The following is a 25,600-nucleotide window of genomic DNA, read 5'->3' as shown; positions in this document are numbered from 1 at the left end:
TCGGGTCTACTCCTCGTCGATGTGCATGGCGTCGCCCTCGGGGCCGTCGCCGAGGTCGTCCTCCTCGAGCACGTCGACCCGGTCGGAGGTGGAGTACGCCGGCCCGCCGAGCACGTCCTGGTCGGCCGGGATGGCGTCCGGGTCGTCCCCGCCGAGGGTGGGCTCGGCCCGGTCGAGCTCGGGGTCCCCGTAGTCGGTGCCTGGGTCCGGCTCCTCCTGGGTCAGCCGCTGGTCGATCGTCTCCGACTCGGTCTCGTCGAGGAACTCCGCCGGGCGTGGCTGCCGCTCCGGCGGGGTCCACGGCTCGTCGTCACCGGCCTCGGGGTCGTCCAGGTTGAGCTCGGCGTCGGCCAGCTCCTCGGGATCGAGGTCCCGACTGCCCCAGTCGCCGGCACTCTCCTCGCGTCGTTCGCTCACTGGGTCTCCTCCTGTGGTGACGGTTGCGGACGTCGTACCGAACAGTACGCAGCGCCCCCGCCGTCGTACCGAACAGTACGCACCGAAATGTCGGCTGAGAGGTGCGTACTGTTCGGTACGACGAACGGGGCCGCGGCGAGCGGAGGCGACGAAGCCCGCGGCTCAGTGGACCAGGGCCACCCCGTGCTCGGGGTCGGTGTCGACCTGGACCTTCTTCCGCGGCAGGAACGCCGCGGGGATCAGGCAGCAGGCGACCAGGATCGTGGCGACCACGAAGACCGTCGCGAACGCGTCGGCCATGTCGCCGAGCACGAGTGACTCGAGGTTCCGCAGCTGCTCGGGCGTGACGCCGAAGCGCTCCATGATCGCGGCGATCGCCTGCTGGTCGTTGCCGGCCTGCCGGACCGCGCCGCCCACCTTGAGCCACTTCGAGTCGTTCATCCCGTCGGTGAGGATCACCGAGAACAGCGCGGTGCCGATCGAGGCCGCGACCTGCTGCTGGATGTTGAGCAGGGTCGAGCCGCGGGCCACGTTGTGCTGGGTGAGCGTGGCCAGCGCCGCGGTCATGATCGGCATCATCGTGCCGCCCATGCCCAGGCCCATGATGAACAGCGCGGAGAGCAGATAGAGGTACGACGTGTCCGCCTGCAGCTGGGTGAACATCGCCATGCCGACGGTGATCACCGCGATGCCGGTGAGCACGATCTTGCCCGGCCCGATCTTGTCGGCCAGGAAGCCCGCGATCGGCATGGTGATCATCGCGCCGACGCCCTGGGGGGCCAGCAGCAGGCCGGCCTCGAAGGCGTCCTCGCCGCGCACCTGCTGGAAGTACAGCGGGAAGAGCAGGCTCGCGCCGAAGAACGCGATCGCGAACAGCGACATCGCGATCAGCGCGACGGTCATGTTCTTGTTCTTCAGCAGGCGCAGCTCCACCAGCGGGTGCACGTTGGCCCGGCGCAGCGCCCACGGGACGAAGGCGATGATGAGCAGCGCGCCGAGGATCATCGTGCCCAGCACCTCGCCGGTCCAGGCGGTGCCCTCCTCGGACTTGGCCTGCGGGATCGAGCTGACGCCGTACAGGAAGAGCGCGAGGCCCGGCGAGAGCAGCAGCATGCCGACGAAGTCGAAGGTCTCCGAGGGCTCCACCTCGTCCTTGGGCAGCACGACCATGGCGTAGGCGATGGCCAGGATGCCGATCGGCAGGTTGATCAGGAAGATCCAGTGCCACGAGGCGTTCTCGATCAGCCAGCCGCCCAGGATGGGGCCGAAGATCGGGCCGAGCAGCATCGGGATGCCGAGCACGGCCATGACGCGGCCGACCCGGTCCGGGCCGGCGGCCCGGGTCAGGATGGTCATGCCGAGCGGCATCAGCATGCCGCCGCCGAGGCCCTGGAGCACTCGGAAGGTCACCAGCATCTCCAGGCTGTTCGCAGCCGCGCACAGCAGCGAGCCGGCGGTGAAGAGCGCCACCGCGAGCAGGTAGAGGCGCTTGGTGCCGAAGCGGTCGGCGGCCCAGCCGGTGAGCGGGATGACCGCGGCCAGCGCGAGGGTGTAGCCGGTCATCGTCCACGCGACCTGGGCGGCGGTGGCGTCGAACTCGCGCTGGAAGGTCTCCAGGCCGACCGAGACGACGGTGATGTCGAGGATGGACATGATCGCGCCGAGCACGACCACGCCGGCGACCATCAGTACGCGCTTGTCCAGGCGGTCGCCGTCGCCGGTTGCGGGGGTGGCCGGATCGGCCGAGGCAGGTGAAGTCACCCTACGAGCGTAGGAGGAATGCTTCATTCGGGAAAGTTTTCACAAGCACCGCGGATGTGGCGTGCGGCACGCTCCCGCGGGGGCGACCGCCGGGGCTCGCGGCTGCTACCGTGGGAAGTGAAAGGGAGTAGTCCCCAACAGTCGTGTCGACACACTGACCTCCGGGTCCGGCACGGCAGGCCACCGGCAGCGGTGGCGGACGAGACTTTCGACCGGTTGTTGACCCCGACGATGGGGCCGCCTGGTCGAGAGCATCCCTGATCGTCGGGCCTCTCGGCCCGGGGCCCGAGAGGATCCCTCGTGTACGCCTTCCTGCTCTCCACCGCCGTCATCTTCGTCGCCGAGCTCGGCGACAAGAGCCAGCTGATGGCCATGACCTTCGCCTCGCGCTACCGAGCCCGCGACGTGCTCATCGGCATCACCGTGGCCACCGCGATCGTGCACCTGTTCTCCGTGGCGCTGGGCGCGTGGGTGGGCGATGCGTTCGCCGACTACCAGGGCGCGATCTCGATCGTGGCCGGCATCGCCTTCCTGATCTTCGCCGCGTGGACGCTGCGGGGCGACGAGCTCACCGAGGAGGAGGCGAACAAGGCGCGTACGGCGTCCGGCGCCGCGATCCTCGCCGTCGGCGTCGCCTTCTTCCTCGCCGAGCTGGGCGACAAGACCATGCTCGCCACCATCACCCTGGCCACCCAGGAGGGCTGGCTCGGTACCTGGATCGGCTCCACCCTCGGCATGGTCGCCGCGGACGCGCTGGCCATCGCCGTGGGCGCGGTGCTGGGTCGCAAGCTGCCGGAGAAGGTGATCAAGTACGGCGCCGCCGCGCTGTTCGCGATCTTCGGCGCCCTGCTGATCGCCGAGGGGCTCGGCTGGTTCTGACCCACCGGAGCCGCCGTACTCCTCTTCCCGCCGGCGAACCTCCCGGCGTACTCCCCGCCGCCGGTCCGGCTTGTCGAGAGTTCGGTCAGCCTGTCGAGTGCCGCAACGCTCGACAGGCTGACCGAACTGTGCGTTACAAGGGACGGTGCCGGGGGCTAGCCTCGGCCCTATCCGACCAGCACAGGAGGCGTGCGTGAGCGACCAGAGCTTCGACTACGTGATCGTCGGCGGCGGCGTGGCCGCGGCCAGCGCGGTGTCCGGCATCCGCTCCCAGGACGAGTCCGGGAGCATCGTCGTCCTCGGGGCCGAGAGCGACCCGCCGCTCTACCGCCCCGACCTCTCCAAGACCCTCTGGCTGGACCAGGAGGCCACCCCGGAGAAGTCGGCCCTGCTCGACGACCCCCAGGGCGCCGAGCTGCGCCTGGAGACCCGGGTCGCCTCGCTGGCGCCCGGCGCCCACGAGGTCGCGATCGAGGGCGGCGACACGATCGGATACCGCCGGCTGCTGCTCGCCACCGGTGCGCAGCCGCGCACCCTCACGGGCCTCGAGCCGGGCCCGTGGGTGATCTACTACCGCACGGCCGCGGACTATCGCCGGCTCCGCGAGCTGGCGCAGCCCGGCAGCCGGACCGTCGTGGTCGGTGGCGGCTACATCGGCTCGGAGATGGCCTCGGCGCTGGCGCAGAACGACGTCTCGGTGACCATGGTGCTGGACACCGAGCTGATCCAGAGCACGATGTTCCCCGAGGACCTGGCTCGCTACGTCACCGATCAGTTCATCGAGCACGGCGTCGAGATCGTCCATGGCAGCGTGGCCGGCGGTGAGGCGAGCGGCGACGGCATCACCCTGCGCCTGGAGGACGGCTCCGAGGTCACCGGCGACGCGGCGGTGATCGGCATCGGCGTGACCCCGCGGTCCGAGCTCGCCGAGCGGGCAGGGATCGAGACCGACGACGGTGTCGTGGTCGACGAGCACCTGCGCACCAGCGCGGCGGACGTCTACGCCGCCGGCGACGTCGCGCTCTACCCCGACCAGCGGCTCGGGCGGCGCCGGGTGGAGCACGTCGACAACGCCGAGAAGACCGGCGAGGTCGCCGGGCAGAACATGGCGGGCGACGAGACGACGTACTCCCACACGCCGTTCTTCTGGTCCGACCTGTTCGACGACGGATACGAGGCGATCGGCGAGACCACGACCCGGCACCACACCGTGGAGGACTGGGCCGACGACAAGCCCGGCGGCGCCGGGGTCGTCTACTACCTCGACGACGAGGGCCACGTGCGCGGCGTGCTCCTGTGGAACGTCTGGGACAGCGTCCCGAAGGCGCAGGAGCTGATCGAGTCCACCGCGAAGGAGCCCGTCTCCGATCCCGACTCGCTCAAGGGCCGGATCCCCACCGGCTGACGCTGGTCGGGGAGTACGTCGAGCGCCCGCCCCGCCCCGCGCCGGCGTCGCCCGCCCGGAGGAGGCGGCGTCAGGTCGCGGCGTCGGTGGCCGCCAGGCTGCCCTCGAGGATCCGCGCGGTGTGCTCGAAGTGCTCGCGCAGGCGGGCGACCGCGAGGTCGGCGTCGCGGGATAGGGCGGCGTCGAGCAGCCCGCGGTGCTCGGCGGCGACGTCGCGGCCTCGCTCCAGCGGCTGGGACCAGCGGCGGTAGAGCTCCGAGGCGTCGCGCAGGGTCGCGGTCATGTCGAGCATCCGGGGGCTCTGGCAGGCGTCGATGAGTGCCGCGTGGAACGCGGTGTGCGCGGCCTCCCACTCGTCGGAGACCCGCGCCGGGCCGTCCTCGGCGAGCAGCGGGGTGCGCTCCAGCACGTGGTGGGCCGCCACCAGCCGCGACTCCCACTCCACGTCGCCGCGCTCGATGGAGTAGCGCAGCGCCAGACCCTCGATGTCGCAGCGGGTCGCCGTCAGGTCGAGCAGGTCGGCCACGGACAGCGGCGTGACCCGGAAGCCGATCCGCGGCTCGGAGCGGGCCAGGCCCTGCTCCACCAACCGGGTCAGCGACTCGCGCACGACGGCGACGCTGGCGGCGTACCGCTCGCAGAGCTCGGCGAACTTCAGCCGCTCCCCGGGCGGGTAGGCGCCGGACAGGATGTCGGCCCGCATCTGCGCGTGCACGGCGTCGGTGTTCGCCCGCGGTCGAGTCGCCATGCCCCCAGGCTACATGATGCGCACTCTCCAAAGATATTCGAATATCTCTTGAGTATGCGAAGTGAGGGTGCTACAACTGTGTGTCACGCATCACCACACCCCGACGACCCAGGAGGTGCCGGCATGAGGCTGGCCAATGTGAACGGACGGCTCGTCATCCGAGTCGCCGACGGAGACATCGACGTCGAGCGGGCCAGCGAGGGCCGCTTCCCGGCAGACCCGAGCGCGGTGCTGGAGGACTGGGAGGCGTTCAGCGCGTGGGCGCAGGCCCTCGACCCCGCGAGCGTCGAGGTCGCCCCGGCCGCGGCGGCCGCCGACCTCGGCGCGCCCGTGACCCGCCCCCGGCAGATCTTCGCGATCGGCCTCAACTACCGCGACCACGCGGCCGAGTCGGGCCTCGGGGTGCCCGAGGAGCCCCCGACGTTCACCAAGTTCCTCAGCTCGGTGACCGGTCCCGAGGGCGAGATCGTGCTGCCGGAGGGCAACGTCGACTGGGAGGTCGAGCTGGTCGCCGTCATCGGGCGCACCGCTCGCGACGTCTCCCGCGAGGAGGCGTGGTCCCACGTCGCCGGCCTGACCGTCGGCCAGGACCTGTCCGAGCGGGTCGGCCAGCTGGCCGGGCCCGCGCCCCAGTTCAGCCTCGGGAAGTCCCACCCCGGCTTCGCTCCGATGGGCCCGGTGCTGGTCACCCCCGACGAGCTGGACAACCCCGACAACATCGAGCTGGGCTGCTCGATCAACGGCGAGACGATGCAGAAGGGGCGTACGTCGGACCTGGTGTTCGACGTCCCCGAGCTCGTCTCGCGACTCTCGCGCACGGTCACGCTGCTCCCCGGCGACGTGATCTTCACCGGCACCCCCGCGGGTGTCGGCCTGGGCCGCTCGCCCCAGCGCTGGCTGCAGCCGGGCGACGAGCTCGTCACCTACGTCGACGGCATCGGCGAGATGCGGCACCGCATGGTGTCCCGTCCGGCGTGACCCTGAAGGAGCAACCATGTCCCTGCATCGCCTCAACCACGTGACCATCGGCGTTCCCGACGTCGCCGGCACGGCCGCCTACTACGCCGAGTTCGGGCTGGACCCGACCGACACCGCCTCCTTCGCCACCGTCGACGGCGGCGAGCAGCTGCGGATCGTGCCGGCGCCGACCCGGCGGCTGGTGGAGCTCTCCGTCGGCGCCGACGACGCCGACGACCTGGACCGGGTCGCCTCGCGCCTGCGGGCGCTGGACCTGCGGGTGGAGCAGACCGAGGAGTCGGTCACGGCCGAGGAGCCCATCGCCGGCTTCCGGGCCGTGGTCCAGGTGGCTCCGCGGATCGAGCAGGAGGAGACCCCGGCCACGCCGTACAACGGCCCCGGTCGCCTCGAGCGCACCGAGCCGCGGGCGCCGGGCATCGTCCGCGAGGGGCCGGTGCGGCCGCGCAAGCTCGGCCACGTGGTCATGGGGACGGTCGACCTGGACGCCACGCGCCGCTTCTTCACCGACGGGCTCGGCTTCAAGGTCAGCGACAACATCGTCGGGCACGGCTCGTTCCTGCGCTGCTCGACCGACCACCACAACGTGCTCGTGCTGGCGGCCCCCGCGAACTTCCTGCACCACACCTCCTGGCAGGTCGAGGACGTCGACGAGATCGGGCGGGGCGCGATGCGGATGCTGGACGAGCACCCGGAGCGGCACGTGTGGGGCCTGGGCCGGCACTACGCCGGGTCGAACTTCTTCTGGTACCTCAAGGACCCGGCCGGCAACTTCAGCGAGTACTACTCCGACATGGACTGCGTCGTGGAGGACCAGCTCTGGACGCCCGAGGACCTCGAGGGCGCCCGCGGCCTCTACAGCTGGGGTCCCCCGCCGCCGCCGTCGTTCCTCCTGCCGGAGGACGTCGCCGCCCACATGAGCGGCGCGCACAGCGCGTCGTGAGGGGGCGACCATGAGGACCATCGAGACCGACGTACTCGTCGTGGGTGCCGGCCCGGCCGGCCTGACCGCGTCGCTGCTGCTGGCGACGTACGGCGTGGACGCCGTGACCGTCACCAAGTACCCCGGCACCGCGCACTCGCCGCGGGCGCACATCACCAACCAGCGCACGGTCGAGGTCTTCCGCGATCTCGGGATCGAGGACCGCGTCCGGGAGGTGGCCACGAGCAACGACCTGATGGGCAACAACGTCTGGGCCACCAGCTTCGCCGGCGACGAGATCGCCCGGCTGATGACCTGGGGGAGTGGCGTCCGGCGCAACGCGGACTACCGTGAGGCCAGCCCGAGCGAGATGTGCAACATCCCCCAGCACGTCCTCGAGCCGGTCATCCGGAAGGCGGCGGAGGAGCGCGGCGCGGACCTGCGCTTCAACACCGAGATGCTCACCATCGAGCAGGACGACGACGGCGTCACCGCGACGGTGCGCGACCGGGAGTCCGGCGAGGAGTACGCCGTCCGCGCGCGCTACGCGATCGGCGCCGACGGCGGCCGCTCCCGGGTGGCCGAGCAGATCGGCTTCCCCTTCACCGGCGAGACGGGCCTGGGTGCCGCGGTCAACGTGTGGCTGGAGGCGGACCTGACGAAGTACACCGAGCACCGGCCGGGCACGCTCTACTGGATGACCCAGCCGGGCAACGACTACTGGGTCGGGTCGGGCACCTGGATCTGCGTCAAGCCGTGGACCGAGTGGGTGCTGCTGTTCATGTACGACCCCGCCGAGGGCGAGCCGGACATGTCGGTCGAGGCGGTCACCCAGCGGGCGCACACCACGATCGGCGACCCCGAGGTGGAGGTGAGCGTCAAGGCGGTGAGCACCTGGCAGATCAACCACATCGCCGCCGACCAGATGCGCCGCGGCCGGGTCTTCCTGGCCGGCGACGCCGCCCACCGGCACCCGCCGGCCAACGGGCTGGGCACCAACACCTCGATCCAGGACTCCTTCAACCTCGCCTGGAAGCTCGCGGCGGTGCTGCGCGGCGACGCCGGCGAGGAGCTGCTGGACTCCTACGACGCCGAGCGGCAGCCGGTGGCGCGGCAGGTGGTCGACCGGGCGATGAAGAGCGTCGGCGACATGCTGCCGATCAGCCAGGCGCTCGGCTTCGAGCCGGGCCAGAGCGCCGAGGACGGCTGGGCCAGCCTGACCGAGCTGTTCTCGGCGACCGAGCGGGGCGCCGTACGCCGCGAGCGCCTCGCCGAGGCCGTCGAGTTGCAGAACTACCAGTTCAACGCGCACGGCGTGGAGCTCGGGCAGCGCTACACCTCCGGCGCGGTCGTGCCGGACGGCAGCGACTGGCCGGAGCCGACCCGCGACCCCGAGCTGTTCCACCACGCGACCACGCATCCGGGCGCGGTGATCCCGCACGCCTGGGTGCAGCGCGGCACCGAGCGGGTCTCCACGCTGGACCTGGTCGGGCGCGGGCGGCTGACCCTGGTCACCGGAGCCGACGGGGCCGACTGGGCCGAGGCGGCGGGGAAGGTGGCGGCCGAGCTCGGCGTCGAGCTGGACGTGGCCTGCGTCGGAGCGCGCTGCGACTACGACGACGTCTACGCCGAGTGGTCGCGGCTGCGGGAGGTCTCCGACTCCGGCGCCCTGCTGGTGCGGCCGGACCGGCACATCGCCTGGCGGGCGATGAATCGCCTCGAGGAGCCGATCGAGGAGCTGCGAGCCGCGCTCACGACCGTGCTCGCCCGCACCTGACTACGGTGGTCGCCGTACCCCCGTGAGGACAGGAGTCCGCCGATGACCGACCTGACCGTCGAGAACAACCCCGAGGCCCACCGCTACGAGGCGCACCTGGACGGCGGGCTCGCCGGGTTCGCCGAGTATGAGCTGGCCCCGAATCTGATCGTGTTCACCCACACGATCGTCGAGCCGGAGCACGAGGGCCAGGGCGTCGGGACCGCGCTGGCCCGCTTCGCCCTGGACGACGTGCGGGCGCAGGGTGACCGCCGGGTGCTGGCGCTGTGCTGGTTCATCAAGGCGTTCATCGAGCGGAACCCGGAGTACGCCGACCTGGTCTACGACGCCCCCGCCTCGACGGCGAGGGACTGAGCCGTGGCGGCGCCGGAGACCGTCGACGTCATCGTGCTGGGGGCCGGCCCCGCGGGGGAGAACGCGGCACAGTATGCCGTCGAGGGCACCGACCTCACCGCCCTCCTCGTCGAGGGCGAGCTCCTGGGCGGGGAGTGCTCCTACTACGCCTGCATGCCGAGCAAGGCGCTGTTGAGGCCGATCGAGGTCGCCGCCACGGCGGCCCACCTGCCCGGGGTGAGCACGCCCGAGCTCGAGCGGGACGCGCTGCTGGCCCGGCGCGACGACTGGGTCTCCCACTACGACGACTCCGGCCAGGCCTCGTGGGCCGCGGACGCCGGGCTCGAGGTCGTCCGCGGTCACGGCCGGTTGAGCGGTGATCGCGAGGTCACCGTGGAGACCGCGGGCGGCCCGCGGGTGGTCCGGGCGCGGCATGCGGTGGTGCTCGCCACCGGCAGCGAGCCGGTCATCCCCGAGCAATACTCCGCCGCCCTGCCCTGGGGCTCCCGCGACGCCACCGGCGTGGTCGAGGTGCCCGATCGGCTGGTGATCGTCGGCGGCGGGGTCGTCGCCTGCGAGGCGGCGGTCTGGATGGCGGCGCTGGGGTCGCAGGTGACCCTGCTGGTGCGCGACGACCGGCTGCTCGCCCGGGTCGAGCCGTTCGCCGCCGACCTGGTGCGCCGGGGGCTCGAGGCGCAGGGCGTGGACGTCCGGCTGGGCGTGGAGATCGCCTCCTGCGAGCGCGCGTCGCCCTCGGACACCGGTCTGGGGCGCGTGCACGGCGGACCGGTCACCGTCGGCACCTCCGACGGGGACATGGTCGCCGACGAGATCCTGGTGGCGGTGGGCCGCCGGCCGCGGCTCGGGGACATCGGCCTCGACGCGGTCGGCCTGACCGTCGACGACGTCCGCGCGGGCGACGTACCCGACTGGCTGTGGCTGGTCGGCGACGCGAGCGGCGAGGCGCCCTTGACCCACTGGGGCAAGTACCGCGCCCGCGTCCTCGGCCCGCAGATCGCCGCCCGGGCGGCCGGCCGCCCCGAGCCTCAGCCGCCGGAGGACGTGCCGGTGCCGCAGGTGGTCTTCACCGACCCCCAGGTGGGCGCGGTCGGGCTGACCGAGGAGGAGGCGCGCTCGGCGTACGACGACGTCGTGGTCGCCGAGGTGCCCTGGACCGGCGCGGCGGGCGCCGCCCTGCTGCGCGACGACGCGCTCGGCGGGGCCAAGCTCGTGGTGGACCGCGGGAGCGGCCGGGTGGTCGGCGCGACCTTCGTCGGCCCCGAGGCGGGGGAGCAGGTCCATGCGGCCACGATCGCGATCACCGGCCGGGTGCCGGTGTGGCTGCTGAGGCACGCCGTACCCAGCTATCCCACCGCCTCCGAGCTGTGGCTGCGGCTGCTGGAGGCCCTGCCCGCCGAGCTCCGCACGCCCTGACCCCTGCCCCGCTGCGCCGGTGGGCGCGGCCGTCGCGTCGTAGCCGCGCTGGCACAACCTCGCCGCGGCGGCCCGGCTGAGCGTGGCTGGGTGCCCGTCGACGGACTTCTGCCAGCGCGTGTGCGAGCGCGGCCGGTCCGATCGGGGACCGACGGGCGGCGACCAGTGGCGCCGGGGAGCGGGAGGCGCGATCCTAGGGCGCATGCCCGAGAGCTCCCGGCCGCGCACCGCCGTGCTGGCGATCCTGCTGGGGGCCGCGGTGGGCGCGGCGGCCGGTGTCTACCTGGGCGCCGTACGCGTGGTCGAGGCGCTGGTGTGGGACCACGGCGCGCCGCGGCTGCCCGGGCCGGTCTGGCTGGCCACGATCGTCACCTGCGTGGTCGGCGGCGTGCTCGTGGGCCTGCTGCAACTGCGGCACGGCGCCGACACCCCGCACGACCTGGACGACGCCCTCCTCGACATCGACGAGGTGTTCGCAGGGGAGGAGGAGCGGACCCCGCCGCAGAAGCTCACCTGGCTCGCCCGCGCCGCCCTGCTGGGCGTCGTCTCGCTCGGCTTCGGAGCCTCGCTCGGCCCCGAGGCGCCGCTCCTCGTCCTGGCCACCGGCCTCGGCCGGAGGGTGGCGCGACTGCTGCGCCTGGCCGAGGACGAGGCCTCCTACATCTCCGCGGCGGGCGCGCTCTCCGGCCTGTTCGGCGGACCGCTCGGCTCGGTGGTGCTCCCTGTGGAGGGGAGCCGCGACCGTGCGCGCGCCGCGTCCCTGCTGCCGTACGGCGTGCTCGCGTCGGTCGCCGGCCTGGTCGCGATGCTGGCCGTGCTGCCGGACGGTGCCGGGCTGCGCTACGACCTGCCCGCCGGCGACATCGGCGCCGGCCGTGCCCTGCTCGGTGCCCTGGGGTGGGCCGCGGTGGCGGCCGTCCCCGCCACCCTCGCGGGCCTGGCGCTGATGGCGCTCACCGGACCGCTGCGCCGCAGCGCCGAGCGGGTCGTCGCCTCGCCGGTGCTGCGGGGCGCGCTCGGCGGGCTGGTCCTCGGGGCGTGCGGCGCGGTGGCGCCGCTCGTGCTCTTCTCCGGTGAGCACGAGGCCCAGGAGCTGATCACCGACGCCGCCGGCTGGACGGTGGGCGGCCTGATCGCGGTGGCGGCGCTCAAGCTCGTGGCGACCCTGGCATGCCTGGCGACCGGCTGGTTCGGCGGCCAGTTCTTCCCCGCGGTGTTCACCGGCATCGCCCTCGGGCTGATCGTGGTGGCGCTGGCCCCGAGCGTCCCGGTCGCCCCCGTGGTGGCCGCCAGCGCCGCGGCCACCGCGACGGCGATGCTGCGCCGTCCGCTCGCCGTGATGCTGGTGCTCCTGGTGTTCTTCCCGCTGCCCGCGCTGCTGGCGATGACGGTCGGTACGGCGGTCGCCACCGCCGCGGTCCACCTGCTCGGCGACCGCGCCCCGCAGCCCTCGCCGCTGGTGCACTGAGACCGGCTCCGGCCGCCCCGGGACGTCATACGAAGCGGGGGAGCGGTTCCCCTGTGAAGTCCGAGCACATCGGTAACAGTTGAAGTCCGGGGACATCGGTAACACCTGAGGTTGGTCGTCACTATCAGGGATGGCCAGAGATGGGGTTGCCGTGGATGCTGCGGTGGCGGCAGCGGTTGCTGCTCACGTCGCGCCGGGTCCGAAGCAGAACGTGTCGAGGATCTGTCGCGAGCTGGGGATCAGCCGCAAGATGTTCTACGACTATGTGAAGCGGTTCAGGGCCCGTGGCGTGGAGGGGTTCTACCCCGACTCGCGTCGCCCGCGGCGCTCACCGACAAGACTCCCCGCCGCGCTTGAGGATGTGTTGATCGCGATCCGTAAGCACGAGGCCGAGGCGGGGTGGGACTACGGCGCGGACGCGGTGTTGATGCGGTTGGAGGAACAGATCGAGGCCGGGACCTCCTCTTGGCCCGCCGACCGTCCGTTGCCGGCTCGGTCCACGGTCAATCGGGTCTTCGACCAGCGGGGCCAGTTGGTCAAGGTTCCTCAACGCAAGCCACGTCGTGGCTCCCGGCGCTTCGAGCGCAGCGAGGTCAACGCGCTGTGGCAGTTCGACGGGTTTGAGTACCAGCTTGCCACCGGCGAGACGGTCACGGTGCTGCAGTTGACCGACGACTGCTCGCGCACGGACTTGGCCCTGCAGGCAGCGGTGTCGGAGAACGGCAGCGACATCTGGGCGACCTTCTGCCTGGCGGTGGAACGCTACGGGTTGCCCGTCCAGCTGCTCAGCGACAACGGGTCGGCGTTCTCGGGCAAACGACGCGGGTGGATCAGTGTCTTCGAGCGCAACCTGACCGACCTCGGGGTGCACGCGATCACCTCCCGGGTCTCTCACCCCCAAACCTGCGGCAAGAACGAGCGAGCCCACCAGCGGGTCCAAAAGTGGCTCAAACGGCGTCCCTTAGTCAGCAGCATCGCCGAATTCCAAGCACTACTCGACGAGTACCGCGATGGCTACAACAACCGCCGCAACAAGGTGCTCGCCAAGCTCACCCCACACCAACGCTTCGACCTCGGCCCATTCGCCACCGTCCCCGACCTACCCCCGGCGACCACCATCCTGACCCGACAGCTGGTCAGCGCCACCGGCTCCGTCGGCCTCGACGGACGCCTCATCGGCCTCGGAAGAAAACACGCCGGAAAGCCAGTCACCGTCTTCCGCACCGGCGCCTTCGTTGCCATCTTCACCGGCGACGAGCTCCTCCGCAGCCTCACCCTCGACTACAACCGCCGCTACCAACCCCAAGACCGCTAGTGTCACCGATGTCCTGAGACATATGTGTCACCGATGTCCCCGGACACGACAGGGGGAGCGGTTCCCCGCTTCGTATGACGTTACGGCGGGGCGCCGGCCTCAGCCCAGGTCGCTGATCCGGGCCGCCTCCAGCGCCAGGTGCAGCTCGGTCGCGTCCACGGGGTGCCCCAGGTCGCGGCCGGTCAGCTGCTCGATCCGGCGCAGCCGGTAGCGCACCGTGTTGCGGTGCACGTGCAGCACCTCGGCGGCCGCGGAGGTGGAGCCGCCCTCGGCGAGCCAGGTGCGCGCGGTCTGGACCAGCGGGTCGCGGTCCTCCGTGCCGAGGTCGAGCAGGTCGCCGAGCACCGTCGTGGCGAAGGAGTACGACGCCTCGGGTGCCGCGGCAAGCAGCATCGCGGTCGGGTGCTCGTCGTGCCGGACCACGTCGTGTCCACCCGGGGTGGCGGCCACGCACGCCACCCGCGCCTCGCGCCGCGCCGTCTGCGCCGCGTCCAGCCGCTCGAACACCGGGCTCAGCCCGACCCGGCTCTCAGTGAGCGAGCGGAGCTCCTCGACCAGCCGGTCCACGCCGTACCCCGGCCGCAGCGAGACCAGACCCTCCTGGTGGTCCGCCTCCAGCCGCCACACCGACACCACGTCGCGCCGGGCCAGCCGCTCCTCGACGTCGGGCAGGGGCGCTCGCCCGGGTGCGACCCCCTGCGCGACCGCCACGACGAACGCCCCCTGCGCGGGCAGCCCGAGGAGCGAGGCGGCCTCGCCCAGGAGGTCGTCGGCGGGCACGTCGTCCAGCAGCGTCCCGAGCAGTGCGGACCGCCGTTGCTCGTCGCGCCGGGCCAGGTCGGCGAAGGCCTGGCGGTAGCCGTCGGTGACCTGTGCCGCGAGCTGGTCGCTGACCGTCCAGATGTCCGCGGCCGCCGGCAGCAGCCGGTCGCGGACGGCCTCGTCGGCCCGCTCCACCATCAGCTCCCAGACGAAGCGGCCCCCGATCCGGAACGCGTGCAGCACCGCCGCATACGGCACCCCCTGGGTCGCCCGGGCCGCGCCGGTCGCCCGCGGCGGCTCGGTGACCGGCTCGGGCACGCCGGCCAGGGTGCCGAGGATGTAGTCCAGGTTCAGCTGGCAGGACCGCACCAGCTCGGGCATCGGCACCCGGTCGTCCTCGACGTAGAACGGCACCTCCTCGCGGATCCGCTCGGCCAGCTCCTCGCCCAGCTCGGGGATCTCCGGCAGCAGCCCGCGGCTGAGATCGACGACAGCGGGGTCGTGCTCCGGGGTGTCCATCCGCCGACGGTAGCGGCGCCGTTGTGCGCGCGCACAGGGCCGGAGCGGGAAAGTTGGTGCCTTCAGCCGACGCGGATCCGGCCGAAGAGGGCCAGAGTGGAGGGAACCACCGACCCTTCGGAGATCCCATGAACGTCACCGACCTGCTTGTCCGATCCGCCGCCGACCACCCCGACCGGCCCGCGCTCCGCGCCGGCGACCGCGTCCTGACCTATCGCGAGCTCGACGAGGCCAGCGCGCGGATGGCCGATCTGGTCCAGGTGTACGGCGTCACGCCGGGCGCGCGGGTCGGCGTGATGCTGCCCAACGTGCCGGAGTTCGCGGTCGTCTACTACGGCGTGCTGCGCGCCGGCGGGGTCGTCGTACCCCTCAACCCGCTGCTCAAGGCGCGCGAGGTCGCCTTCCACCTCACCGACGCGGGCGCGGGGCTGCTCGTCGCCGCCGAGGCGGCGGCGCCCGAGGCGAAGGCGGGCGCGGAGGAGGCGCTGGACGCCCCCGTCATCGTGGTCGACGACGACTTCCTGCCCGAGCTGTCCGAGCGTGAGCCCGCCACCGACGTCGTCGACCGGGACCCGCAGGACACCGCGGTGCTCCTCTACACCTCCGGCACGACCGGGAAGCCCAAGGGCGCCGAGCTCACCCACGACAACCTGGTGCGCAACGTCGAGGTCAGCCAGTCCGACCTGCTGCAGCTGACGCCGGACGACGTCGTCTTCGGCGGCCTGCCGCTCTTCCACGCCTTCGGGCAGACGGTCACCCTCAACACGACGATCGCCCAAGGGGCCGTCCTCGTGCTGCTCGCGCGGTTCGCTCCCGCCGCCGCCCTGGACCTGATGGCCGACCAGCGGGTCACCGTCTTCGCCGGGGTCCCGACGATGTACGGCGCCCTCCTCGGCGAGGACGACGCCCCCGAGCTGCCCGACCTGCGGGTGTGCGTCTCGGGCGGCGCCGCGCTGCCGGTGGAGGTCCTGCATCGCTTCGAGGAGCGCTTCGGCGCCCCGGTGCTGGAGGGCTACGGCCTCTCGGAGACCTCGCCGGTCGCCTCGTTCAACCGGGTGGACGCCCGACGGCCCGGCACCATCGGCCAGCCGGTGAGCGGGGTGGAGATGCGGATCGTCGACGCCGAGTCCGGAGAGCCCGTCGAGGCGGGAGAGGCAGGCGAGATCGCCGTACGCGGGCACAACGTGATGAAGGGCTACTGGCAGCGGCCGGACGCGACCGCGGAGGTGCTCTCGGACGACGGCTGGTTCCGCACCGGCGACATCGGCCGGGTCGACGAGGACGGGTTCTTCGCCGTGGTCGACCGGAAGAAGGAGGTGGTCATCCGCGGCGGCTTCAACGTCTATCCCCGCGAGCTCGAGGAGGTCCTCTACGAGCACCCGGACGTGGCGGAGGCGGCGGTGATCGGTCTCCCCGACGACCGGCTGGGCGAGGAGGTGGGCGCCGCGGTCGCGCTGCGCCCGGGCGCCACGATCACCGAAACCGAGCTGCGCGACCATGTCAAGGCCCAGGTGGCGGCGTACAAGTATCCCCGCCACGTGTGGTTCGTCGACGCCCTGCCCAAGGGCCCGACCGGCAAGATCCAGAAGCGCGAGATCGTCCCGCCCGCCGCGGTGACGGGAACGGAGCAGACCCGATGAGCACCGACACCGACACCGACCTCGCCGGCCAGGCCGCACCGCTCGACGTGCTGCTGGTCGACGCCGCGATGGGGCCGCTGCGCCGCTTCACCCCCGACCTGTCCACGGCGACCTGGGCGATGCACCTGGCCAAGCGGCCGCGGACGACGCTGCGGCGGCTGGCCGACCTCGGCGTGGAGTCGGGCCGGATCGCCCTCGGCAGCTCCTCGGTCGCCCCGGACCGGCGGGACCGCCGCTTCAAGGACGAGGCGTGGGAGGGCAACGCGCTGCTGCGCCGGCTGGTCCAGCTCTACCTCGCGGCGGGCCGCACGGCCGAGCAGCTGGTCGACGACGCAGACCTGGACTGGCGCGACGAGAAGCGCACCCGCTTCCTGGTGGAGAACCTCACCGAGGCGCTCTCGCCGAGCAACCTGCCGCTGGTCAACCCGACGTCGGCGAAGACCGCGATCGATACCGGCGGCGCCAGCCTGGTCCGGGGCGGCGGCCAGCTGGTCAAGGACCTGGTGAACGCGCCGCGGATCCCCGAGATGGTCGACACCACCGGCTACGAGGTCGGGGAGAACATCGCGGCGACGCCGGGACACGTGGTCCTGCGTACCGAGGTGTTCGAGCTGCTGCAGTACACCCCCACCACGAAGAAGGTGTACGACGTCCCCACGCTCGTCGTACCCCCCACGATCAACAAGTTCTACGCGATCGACCTGGCCCCGGACCGCAGCCTGATCGAGTACGCCGTCGCGCAGGGGCGGCAGATGTTCGTGATGTCCTGGCGCAACCCGGACGCGCGGCACGCCGACTGGGGCTTCGAGACCTACGTCGGGGCGATCCTCGAGGCGCTGGACGCGGTGGAGTCGATCAGCGGCAGCGAGCAGACGATCCTCAGCGGGATCTGCTCGGGCGGCATCCTGGCCTCGATCACCGCGGGCTATCTCGCCGCGACCGGCCGGCAGGATCGGCTCGCCGCGTTCATCCTCGCGGTCACCGTGCTCGACACCGCGCGGGCGGGGACGGCGGGGGCGCTCACCGACGCGCGGACCGCGGAGGCCGCCAAGGCGAAGTCGCGGAGGCAGGGCTATCTCGACGGGCGCGCGCTCGCCGAGGTGTTCGCCTGGCTGCGGCCCGGCGACCTAGTGTGGAACTACTGGGTCAACAACTACCTCCTCGGCAAGCGGCCGCCCGCCTTCGACATCCTGTTCTGGAACGCCGACACCACGCGGATGACCGCCGCGCTGCACAGCGACTTCGTCGACCTGTCGGTGGACAACGGGCTGGTCACGCCCGGCGGGGTCAGCCTGTGGGGCGTGCCGATCGACCTCGGCAAGGTCGACGTGGACTCCTACGTCGTCGCGGGGATCGCCGACCACATCACGCCGTGGGAGAGCTGCTACCGCTCCACGCAGATGCTCGGCGGGGACACCCGGTTCGTGCTGTCCACCTCCGGCCACATCGCCGCCCTGGTGAACCCGCCCGGCAACCCCAAGGCGAGCTTCCGGACCAACACCGAGACCCCGCCCAGCGCCCAGGCATGGCTGGAGTCCGCGGAGACCCAGGAGGGCACCTGGTGGGCCGACGTGACGCTCTGGCTGGACGAGCGCGCGGGCGGGCAGCGGACCGCGCCGAAGAAGCCCGGCAACGCCGAGTACCCGCCGCTCGGCGAGGCCCCCGGCAGCTACGTGCACGACGACTGAGAGGCAGCACCATGACCATCCACGACGCGGCCGGGCCCGGGACCACCGACAAGCCGCTGGGCCGGGCCCGCGGCACCGACTTCTTCCGGATCGCCGACCAGCTCACCGAGCAGGAGCGGGAGATCTGGCAGCGCACCCGGCACTTCGTCGACGACGAGGTGCTGCCGGTGATCAACGACCACTGGGAGCGGGCCGACTTCCCCCGCGACCTGGTGCGGCGGCTCGGCGAGCTCGGCCTCGTGGGCGACGGGATCGAGGGGTACGGCTGCCCGCCGCTCGGCCCGCTCGCCAACGGGCTGATCCACCTCGAGCTCAATCGCGGCGACGGCAGCGTCGGGACCTTCCTCGGCGTCCAGTCCGGGCTGGCGATGCAGTCCATCGCTATGCTCGGCAGCGAGGAGCAGAAGCAGCGGTGGCTGCCCTCGATGGCGACGGTCGACGCGCTGGGCGCCTTCGCGCTGACCGAGCCGAACCACGGGTCGGACTCGGTCGCGCTGGAGACCTCCGCCCGCCGGGACGGCGACCACTGGGCGCTCGACGGGGAGAAGAAGTGGATCGGCAACGGCACCGTCGCCGACGTGGTCGTCGTGTGGGCCCGCGACACCGAGGACGGCCAGGTGAAGGGCTTCCTGGTCGAGCCGTCGATGGAGGGGTACGACGCCACCCGGATCGACGGCAAGGGCTCGCTGCGCTCGGTCTGGCAGGCCCACATCCGGCTCGACGGCGTGCGCGTGCCCGAGTCGTCCCGGCTGCCCGGGGCGCGCTCCTTCAAAGACACCGGCCGGGTGCTGGCCGGCACCCGGAACGCGGTCGCCTGGGCCGCGCTCGGCCACGCCACGGCGGCGTATGAGATCGCGGTCGACTACTGCTCGCGGCGCCACCAGTTCGGCCGCCCGCTGGTCAGCTTCCAGATCGTCCAGGAGCGGCTGGTGAAGATGCTGGCCGAGGTCAGCTCGATGCAGCTCTACTGCCTGCGGCTGGGCCGGCTGATGGAGGAGGGGCAGCTGACCGACACGATCGCGGCGCTGGCCAAGATGAACAACACCAGCAAGGCGCGCCAGGTGATCGCCGAGGCCCGCGACCTGCTCGGCGGCAACGGGATCCTCCTGGAGAACCACGTGATGCGGCACATGGCCGACATGGAGGCGCTGCACACCTACGAGGGGACCGAGACGATCCAGACGCTCATCGTCGGCCGGGACATCACCGGCGTGGGCGCGTTCACGTGAGCCCGGCGACCGACCGGCATCCGAAGGTCCGCGTGCTCGGCCAGGACCTGCGGGTCGCCGTACGCCCCGGGACCGAGCCCGGCCCGCCGCTGCTGCTGTGCAACGGGATCGGCGCCAGCCTGGACGTGCTGCAGCCGTTCGTCGACGCGGTGGATCGCCGGATCGAGGTGGTCCGCTTCGACGTGCCGGGAGTCGGCGGCTCGCCCGCGCCGCCGGCGCCGTACTCCTTCCCGATGCTGGCCGCCCTGGTGCGGCGGATGATGGCGGCGCTGGGCCATGACCGGTACGACGTCCTGGGCATCTCCTGGGGCGGCGGGCTCGCGCAGCAGATCGCCGTCCAGCAGCCGCGGCGCTGCCGGCGGCTGGTGCTCGCCGCGACCGGGACCGGCAGCCTGATGGTGCCGGCGCGGCCGTCGGTGCTGCGGAAGATGGTGACGCCGCGGCGATACCGCGACCCGGAGTTCGCCCGGGAGAACGCGGCGGAGCTGTACGGCGGCTCCCTGCGCGAGGACCCCGAGCTGGTCGGCCGGCTGCTCAACGCCCCCGAGCGGCTCGGCAGCTCGCGGGGGTACCTCTATCAGCTGCTCGCCGGCGCCGGCTGGTCCAGCCTGCCCGCGCTGCCGCTGATCCGGCAGCCGACGCTCATCCTCGCCGGTTCCGACGACCCGATCATCCCGCTGGTCAACGCGCGGATCATGGCCGCGCTGCTCCCGCGCGCGACGCTGCACGTCTACGACGACGGGCACCTCGGGCTGATCACCCGCGCCGCCGACCTCGGCCCCCTGGTCTCGGAGTTCCTGCTGGCCGACTGACCCCGGGCCGGCGCCGGGTGAAGACCCCCCGGCCGTGGTCGAAAGTGCACCCAGTCCGGCCGTCCCGGGGTGCAGTGACCCGGGTCGTGGTCGATTCTTCACGGCGGCGCTCGGTGAGACGAGGCCGCTTGGCAAATACCCTATGGGGGTATAAAGTGCAGAGGCGTGATACCCCCAGTAGGTATTCGTGAGGAAGGATCGGAACTGATGAGCAGCCACCACGGCCCGCAGGCGGGGACGGAGCACTCCGGCCACGCCATGTCCGAGCACGACATGGCGGGCCACGAGGACCACGCCGAGCACTCCGGTCACGGTGGGCACGGGGGCCATGGGGGTCACGGGGACCACGCCGCGATGTTCCGCGGCCTCTTCCTCGGCTCGCTCGCCCTGGCGGTGCCGACGGTGCTGCTCTCCCCGATGTTCGCGGACCTGCTGGGCTACGACCTGCCCGACGTGCCCGGCCTGGAGTGGGTCTCGCCGATCCTCGGCACGATCCTCTACGCCTGGTTCGGCCGGCCGTTCCTCACCGGGGCGGTGAGCGAGATCAAGACGCGGCAGCCCGGGATGATGCTGCTGGTCGCGCTCGCCCTCACCGTCGCGTTCGTCGCCTCGTGGGGCTCGACGCTCGGCCTGTTGGCGCACCACCTGGACTTCTGGTGGGAGCTGGCGCTGCTGGTCGTGATCATGCTGCTCGGCCACTGGATCGAGATGAGGTCGCTGGCCGAGACCACCTCCGCGTTGGACTCCTTGGCCGCGCTGCTGCCGGACGAGGCGGAGCGGGTCGAGGGCGACCGCACGGTCACCGTCGCCCCCACCGAGCTCGAGGTCGGCGATGTCGTCGTGGTCCGCCCCGGCGGTCGCGTGCCCGCGGACGGCAGGGTCGTCGACGGGTCGGCGTCGATGGACGAGTCGATGATCACCGGCGAGTCCCGGTCGGTACGGCGTGAGCCCGGCGACCCCGTCGTCGCCGGGACCGTCGCCACCGACTCCGGCCTGCGGGTCGAGGTCACCGCCACCGGCGACGAGACCACCCTGGCCGGAATCCAGAAGCTGGTCGCCGACGCGCAAGCGTCCGGCTCCCGCGCCCAGCGGCTCGCCGACACAGCCGCCGGCTGGCTGTTCTGGTTCGCCCTGGGCGCCGCGGTCGTCACCGCGATCGTCTGGTCGGTGCTCGGGATGCCCGACGAGGCCGTCGTCCGCGCCATCACAGTCCTGGTGATCGCCTGCCCCCACGCCCTCGGCCTGGCGATCCCGTTGGTCATCTCGATCGCCACCGAGCGCGCCGCGCGTGCCGGCGTACTGGTCAAGGATCGCCTGGAGATGGAGTCGATGCGGACCGTCGACACCGTGCTCTTCGACAAGACCGGCACCCTGACGGCCGGGCGCCCTGTGGTCAGCGCGGTCCTGCCCGCCGACGGGTCGGGCATGGGGGAGGACGAGCTGTTGCAGTACGCCGCGTCCGCGGAGGCCGACTCCGAGCACCCGCTGGCGCGGGCGATCGTCCGGGCTGCCGAGGAGCGCTCGCTCCACCTGGAGCCGGCCGAGGACTTCACCTCCTCGCCCGCCGTCGGCGTCACCGCCACCGTGGCCGGGCGACGGGTCCGGGTCGGCGGCCCGGCGATGCTCCGCGAGGCCGACCGAGACGACCTGGAGGCGACGTCGGCCTGGCAGGACGAGGGCGCGATCGTGCTGCACGTCGTCGTCGACGGCGAGGTGGCCGGGGCGCTGCGGCTGGCTGACGAGATCCGAGCCGAGTCCCGCGCGGCGGTGAAGGCGCTGCAGGCTCGCGGGCTGGAGGTCGTGATGATCACCGGCGACGCGGAAGCGGTTGCCGCGTCGGTCGCCGCCGAGCTCGGGATCGACCGCTTCTACGCCGGTGTCCGGCCCGAGGACAAGTCGTCGACGGTGGCCGAGCTGCAGGCCGAGGGCAAACGGGTCGCCTTCACCGGCGACGGCGTCAACGACGCCCCCGCCCTCGCCCAGGCGGACGTCGGGATCGCGATCGGCGCCGGCACGGACGTGGCGATCGCGTCGGCGGGGATCATCCTCGCCTCCGACGACCCGCGGTCGGTGGTCTCGGTGATCGAGCTGTCCGAGGCGACGTACCGCAAGAGCATCCAGAACCTCGCCTGGGGTGCGGGATACAACCTGATCGCCGTCCCGCTCGCGGCCGGGGTGCTCGCGCCGATCGGGTTCACCCTGCCGATGTCGGTCGGCGCGATCCTGATGAGCGCCTCGACCGTGGTGGTCGCCCTCAACGCGCAGCTGCTGCGGCGCCTGGACCTCTCGCCGGACCGGGTCGGCACCGGCAGCTGAGGAACCGCACTCGCTGGGCCGCGTGTCCCGTTCTGCTCAGAATTCGCGGGCATTCGGGGTTTCGGACAACCCCATCACTGACCAGTGTTCCGAACGGGCATTGTGGGCGATCGGGGGCCCCTGAGTCAGTGACCGGAACTGATCGTCACTGGCCAGGGTCCGGGAAGGCGCTCCACGTCAATTGAGTTCCAAGCGGGTCGCGACGGACGCAGGGAGGTCCGCGTCCACCCGGGCAAGGTAAAGCTCATCCGCGCCGGACTGGACGGCGATGGCCCACCTGGGAGCGACGTTTCGAATGCGACGGGCCTCGTAGGTGCTAGCGGCATCGTCACCCGGGTCCTCGCCTTCGCAGCCAGCGAGGGTCGCGGGCTCACTCAGTTTCGCGCCCGTCGCTTGGGCCTTGCCGATGATCGCTCTGTACTCATGCCCCTGGTAGACAACGCCAAACACGCAGTCTCCAGGGGAATCAGAGGACTCATCAGCTGCGCAGCTCGTCAAAAGGCCAACGGCCGTCAACGTGACGAGCGCACGTCCTATGCTGAGCATTGAGCCCCTCCTCGTGGTCAAGTCCCTCGAGGTGGTGTACGACAAGAATCCCTCGTCGGGCGTGTCGTTAGGCGCTGATGGCTGCCTCCTGGTCGTCGGTGGTGGTTGTGCCGGTGGTCTCGATGGTGCCGGTGACGAGGTTCATGCGGGAGCGGGCGAGGACGTCGAGCCCGAGGTAGCGCCGGCCCTCGGTCCATTCGTCGTGTTGCTCGGCCAGGACGGCTCCGACGAGGCGGATGATCGCGTCGCGGTCGGGGAAGATCCCGACGACGTCGGTACGCCGTCGGATCTCGCGGTTGAGGCGCTCGTTGGGGTTGTTCGACCAGATCTGGCGCCATACCTCGCGCGGGAAACCGGTGAAGGACAGGATGTCGGCGCGGGCGCCGTCGAGGTGGTCACGGGCCGCGGGCAGCGAGGTGATGAGCTCGCTGTCGAGGAACTTGTCGAACTGGGCGTGGACCGACTTCGCGTCGGGCTGGTCGTAGACGGAGTGGAGCATCGCCTTCACGCCGGGCCAGGCGGCCTTGGGGCACAGACCCATGAGGTTGAACGCGTAGTGGGTCCGGCACCGCTGCCAGGCCGCGCCGGGCAGGGTCGCGCCGATCGCCTCGACGAGACCGGCGTGGGCGTCGCTGGTCACGAGCGCGACGCCGGACAGGCCTCGGGCGACGAGGTCGCGGAAGAACGCCAGCCAGCCGGCGTGGGTCTCCCCAGTCGCGACCTGCACGCCGAGGACCTCGCGGTGCCCGTCGGCGTTGACGCGCGGTGGCGACCATGACCGCGACTTTCACTACCCGGCCTCCTTCGCGGACCCGCATCGTGAGCGCGTCTGCTGCCACGAACGTGTATGGGCCGGCGTCGAGGGGCCGGGTGCGGAAGTCGGTCACGTGCGCGTCGAGGTCGCGCGCCATCACGCTGACCTGGGACTTCGACAACCCGGTGATCCCGAGCGACTGCACGAGCTTGTCCATCCGCCTGGTCGAGACGCCGAGCAGGTAGCAGGTCGCGATCACGCTCGTCAGCGCGACCTCGGCCCGTCGTCGACGCTCGAGGAGCCACTCGGGGAAGTACGTGCCCGTGCGGAGCTTCGGGATCGCGACGTCGATCGTGCCCATCCGGGTGTCGAGGTCGCGGTGGCGGTAGCCGTTGCGTGAGTTCACCCGCTCCGGCGACCGGGTGCCGTAGCCGGCGCCACACACCGCGTCGGCCTCCGCGCCGAGCAGCGCGTTCACGAACGTGGTCAACAGGCCGCGCATCAGATCAGGGCTCGCCTGCGCGAGCTGCTCGTGCAGGAACTCGCCCGCCTCGAGCGTCCTGCCGCTCGCGACGTCGGCAGGGTCGATACTGGGTCCAGCGGTCATCGTGGTGCTCCTTCTTCGAGTCGGTTGTGGAAGATCACTCGAAGGATTCACCCGGTGGCCGCGCCTACGTGGGAGGCACGCGCCCTACCCGGCTGTCGTACACCACTCTGTAGGACTCAACTCTCCTCGTGCCGTGCTTGGCGTTCAGTAGATGGAGCGCAGTCCGAGAATGTCACCCTTCCCTAGGGTCCTTCGCCGCGTGTCGCAGGGTGTCCCGCCTGGCGAGTACATCGTCAGGTTATCGTGCCCGGCGCCCACGTGCTTGAGTCCGAACACATGACCCGCTTCGTGCGTTCCGGTGGAACGGATGTCGAACCGCGTGGTGCAGTACGCGGTTACCTTTCGGGTCCAGTCGGCGTCAACGGTGTTGAAACGAACGTCCGCTTCCACCAGATCATTTTTTGCGCCAGGGGTGGGGACACTCCAATAGCAGAATCTTCCGAGTGTGCCAGCCGTGAGGTTCCCGGCGTCCCAGGTGCTGGTGTGATCACGAGACTGGCATGTGTTATCTGCGTTGATGTCGGCCTCCTTGGTGGTCTGGCCCTGGTAGGCGGCCTTGGCCTCCACGCGGTCGGTGGCGTAGTCAGCGCAGTTAGTGTTCTGGCCAGTCACATTGCCAAGTGATGCACCGAACTCTGCCCTGATGTCAGCATCGCTGAGGCCAGCAGGGTTCGGCCCGTCACCCATGTACCAGTTGTACGTGCCGTACTCCTTAAGGTCGGCAGTGTTGTAGGCGCCATCGCTGCACTCTCCCGGCGCCGACGCGACCACCTTGGCGGCCGTCGGGCCTTCCGGAGCGTCAACATCAGTCGGAGGACTGTCAGGCGCCGGTTCTTCGGTTGGTTCCGGAGGGATGGGTGCGGCAGGATCCAGATCAGGAGAGTCGATGCCTTCAGAGGACTCAGCGTTGTTTTGCCCCACGCCGATTCCACGCCGCCCTCGAACCGTTCGCTCAACTGCGTATCAATGTCAGGGAGGGCGGCGTAGGCGTAGTTGATCATTGTTCGGTCTCCTCTCACACAAGGATGAGGCTGAATGCCCACCGCGTCACGCGATGCCGGGCGGGCGCCGTGACCGACGCTAGACGGTGGTCCCAGATCGTGGTCCGGCCTCTCGGTGGCGGTCGGTCAGCTCATCGGCTGGATTCCTTCGTCACGTTGGGCATCGGGACCGCGTGTGCCGATCTCCCCGGGAGGCTGTTTCAGGAGCGGGCCTGCTGTGCTGAGCGGCGTGCGTTGGGCCGGGGAGGGCGGCCGCCCTCCCCGGCGACATGCCGGGCCTGATGCAGCCGTC

Annotated in this window: 19 protein-coding genes and 2 pseudogenes; 14 read left to right on the top strand and 7 right to left on the bottom strand. The window is 71.6% G+C overall.

The features are described from left to right. Positions 1-6: 6 nt before the first annotated feature. Together K8W59_RS18500 and K8W59_RS18495 are read right to left on the bottom strand one after the other, a co-directional pair. The gene (locus K8W59_RS18500; RefSeq protein ID WP_223396466.1) at positions 7-417 is read right to left on the bottom strand and encodes a hypothetical protein; all 411 of its coding nucleotides are present in this window, start codon (positions 415-417) and stop codon (positions 7-9) included. 162 nt (positions 418-579) lie between these two features. After that, positions 580-2,178, bottom strand: a complete 1,599-nt coding sequence (locus K8W59_RS18495) for a DHA2 family efflux MFS transporter permease subunit (protein ID WP_317846288.1) — start codon at positions 2,176-2,178, stop codon at positions 580-582. 300 nt (positions 2,179-2,478) lie between these two features. On the opposite strand from K8W59_RS18495, the gene K8W59_RS18490 reads away from it, so the two are divergent. Together K8W59_RS18490 and K8W59_RS18485 are read left to right on the top strand one after the other, a co-directional pair. Continuing rightward, the gene (locus K8W59_RS18490; RefSeq protein WP_223396465.1) at positions 2,479-3,057 is read left to right on the top strand and encodes a TMEM165/GDT1 family protein; all 579 of its coding nucleotides are present in this window, start codon (positions 2,479-2,481) and stop codon (positions 3,055-3,057) included. Positions 3,058-3,250: 193 nt separating this feature from the next. Then, the gene (locus K8W59_RS18485) at positions 3,251-4,462 is read left to right on the top strand and encodes an NAD(P)/FAD-dependent oxidoreductase (protein WP_223396464.1); all 1,212 of its coding nucleotides are present in this window, start codon (positions 3,251-3,253) and stop codon (positions 4,460-4,462) included. A 70-nt stretch (positions 4,463-4,532) separates the two neighbouring features. Here K8W59_RS18485 and K8W59_RS18480 read toward each other — a convergent pair whose 3' ends face one another. Beyond that, a complete protein-coding gene (locus K8W59_RS18480) occupies positions 4,533-5,210 on the bottom strand; it encodes a GntR family transcriptional regulator (protein WP_223396463.1) in 678 nt (225 codons plus the stop codon). A 123-nt stretch (positions 5,211-5,333) separates the two neighbouring features. Here K8W59_RS18480 and K8W59_RS18475 point away from each other — a divergent pair, with 123 nt between their 5' ends. The 7 genes and pseudogenes from K8W59_RS18475 to K8W59_RS18445 all read left to right on the top strand — a co-directional run bounded on the left by K8W59_RS18475 (position 5,334) and on the right by K8W59_RS18445 (position 13,434). After that, on the top strand, positions 5,334-6,188 hold the full coding sequence (locus K8W59_RS18475; RefSeq protein WP_223396462.1) for a fumarylacetoacetate hydrolase family protein: 855 nt from the start codon (positions 5,334-5,336) through the stop codon (positions 6,186-6,188). A gap of 16 nt (positions 6,189-6,204) precedes the next feature. Beyond that, on the top strand, positions 6,205-7,128 hold the full coding sequence (locus K8W59_RS18470) for a VOC family protein (protein ID WP_223396461.1): 924 nt from the start codon (positions 6,205-6,207) through the stop codon (positions 7,126-7,128). Positions 7,129-7,138: 10 nt separating this feature from the next. Further along, complete coding sequence (locus K8W59_RS18465; protein ID WP_223396454.1) at positions 7,139-8,884, top strand: FAD-dependent monooxygenase; 1,746 nt, start codon at positions 7,139-7,141, stop codon at positions 8,882-8,884. An 18-nt stretch (positions 8,885-8,902) separates the two neighbouring features. Next, positions 8,903-9,238 (top strand): annotated as a pseudogene (locus K8W59_RS18460) (GNAT family N-acetyltransferase); the annotation flags it as partial. A gap of 3 nt (positions 9,239-9,241) precedes the next feature. Then, a complete protein-coding gene (locus tag K8W59_RS18455; RefSeq protein WP_223396443.1) occupies positions 9,242-10,651 on the top strand; it encodes a dihydrolipoyl dehydrogenase family protein in 1,410 nt (469 codons plus the stop codon). Positions 10,652-10,853: 202 nt separating this feature from the next. After that, entirely contained in the window at positions 10,854-12,119 is a 1,266-nt protein-coding gene (locus K8W59_RS18450) for a chloride channel protein (RefSeq protein ID WP_223396441.1), read from the top strand. Positions 12,120-12,249: 130 nt separating this feature from the next. Further along, entirely contained in the window at positions 12,250-13,434 is a 1,185-nt protein-coding gene (locus K8W59_RS18445) for a helix-turn-helix domain-containing protein (RefSeq protein ID WP_223393481.1), read from the top strand. 99 nt (positions 13,435-13,533) lie between these two features. Here K8W59_RS18445 and K8W59_RS18440 read toward each other — a convergent pair whose 3' ends face one another. Next, positions 13,534-14,715: a PucR family transcriptional regulator gene (locus tag K8W59_RS18440; RefSeq protein ID WP_223396440.1), complete on the bottom strand. Its 1,182-nt coding sequence runs from the start codon at positions 14,713-14,715 to the stop codon at positions 13,534-13,536. Between the two features lie 128 nt (positions 14,716-14,843). Here K8W59_RS18440 and K8W59_RS18435 point away from each other — a divergent pair, with 128 nt between their 5' ends. From K8W59_RS18435 to K8W59_RS18415, 5 genes are all read left to right on the top strand, one after another. Then, complete coding sequence (locus K8W59_RS18435; RefSeq protein WP_223396438.1) at positions 14,844-16,355, top strand: long-chain-fatty-acid--CoA ligase; 1,512 nt, start codon at positions 14,844-14,846, stop codon at positions 16,353-16,355. Beyond that, the gene (locus K8W59_RS18430; protein WP_223396437.1) at positions 16,352-18,043 is read left to right on the top strand and encodes a PHA/PHB synthase family protein; all 1,692 of its coding nucleotides are present in this window, start codon (positions 16,352-16,354) and stop codon (positions 18,041-18,043) included. Before K8W59_RS18435 ends, K8W59_RS18430 begins: the two co-directional genes overlap by 4 nt. An 11-nt stretch (positions 18,044-18,054) precedes the next feature. After that, positions 18,055-19,272 carry an acyl-CoA dehydrogenase family protein gene (locus K8W59_RS18425; RefSeq protein ID WP_223396431.1) on the top strand — a complete coding sequence of 406 codons (1,218 nt, stop codon included), beginning with the start codon at positions 18,055-18,057 and terminating at the stop codon, positions 19,270-19,272. After that, positions 19,269-20,084 carry a poly(3-hydroxyalkanoate) depolymerase gene (phaZ, locus tag K8W59_RS18420; protein WP_223396425.1) on the top strand — a complete coding sequence of 272 codons (816 nt, stop codon included), beginning with the start codon at positions 19,269-19,271 and terminating at the stop codon, positions 20,082-20,084. Before K8W59_RS18425 ends, phaZ begins: the two co-directional genes overlap by 4 nt. A gap of 207 nt (positions 20,085-20,291) precedes the next feature. After that, positions 20,292-22,400: a heavy metal translocating P-type ATPase gene (locus K8W59_RS18415; protein WP_317846287.1), complete on the top strand. Its 2,109-nt coding sequence runs from the start codon at positions 20,292-20,294 to the stop codon at positions 22,398-22,400. 177 nt (positions 22,401-22,577) lie between these two features. On the opposite strand, the gene K8W59_RS20430 is transcribed toward K8W59_RS18415, so the two are convergent. From K8W59_RS20430 to K8W59_RS18400, 3 genes and pseudogenes are all read right to left on the bottom strand, one after another. Beyond that, positions 22,578-22,946 carry a DUF6281 family protein gene (locus K8W59_RS20430; RefSeq protein WP_223399905.1) on the bottom strand — a complete coding sequence of 123 codons (369 nt, stop codon included), beginning with the start codon at positions 22,944-22,946 and terminating at the stop codon, positions 22,578-22,580. A gap of 67 nt (positions 22,947-23,013) precedes the next feature. Continuing rightward, positions 23,014-24,307: pseudogene (locus K8W59_RS18405) on the bottom strand (IS256 family transposase). A gap of 144 nt (positions 24,308-24,451) precedes the next feature. After that, complete coding sequence (locus K8W59_RS18400) at positions 24,452-25,228, bottom strand: zinc metalloprotease (protein WP_223396422.1); 777 nt, start codon at positions 25,226-25,228, stop codon at positions 24,452-24,454. Between the last annotated feature and the right edge of the window lie 372 nt (positions 25,229-25,600).

This window comes from Nocardioides rotundus, from assembly GCF_019931675.1.
Lineage (GTDB): Bacteria > Actinomycetota > Actinomycetes > Propionibacteriales > Nocardioidaceae > Nocardioides > Nocardioides rotundus.
Note: the sequence above shows the minus strand (reverse complement) of the source record. Positions and strands in the feature narration are given on the sequence as shown.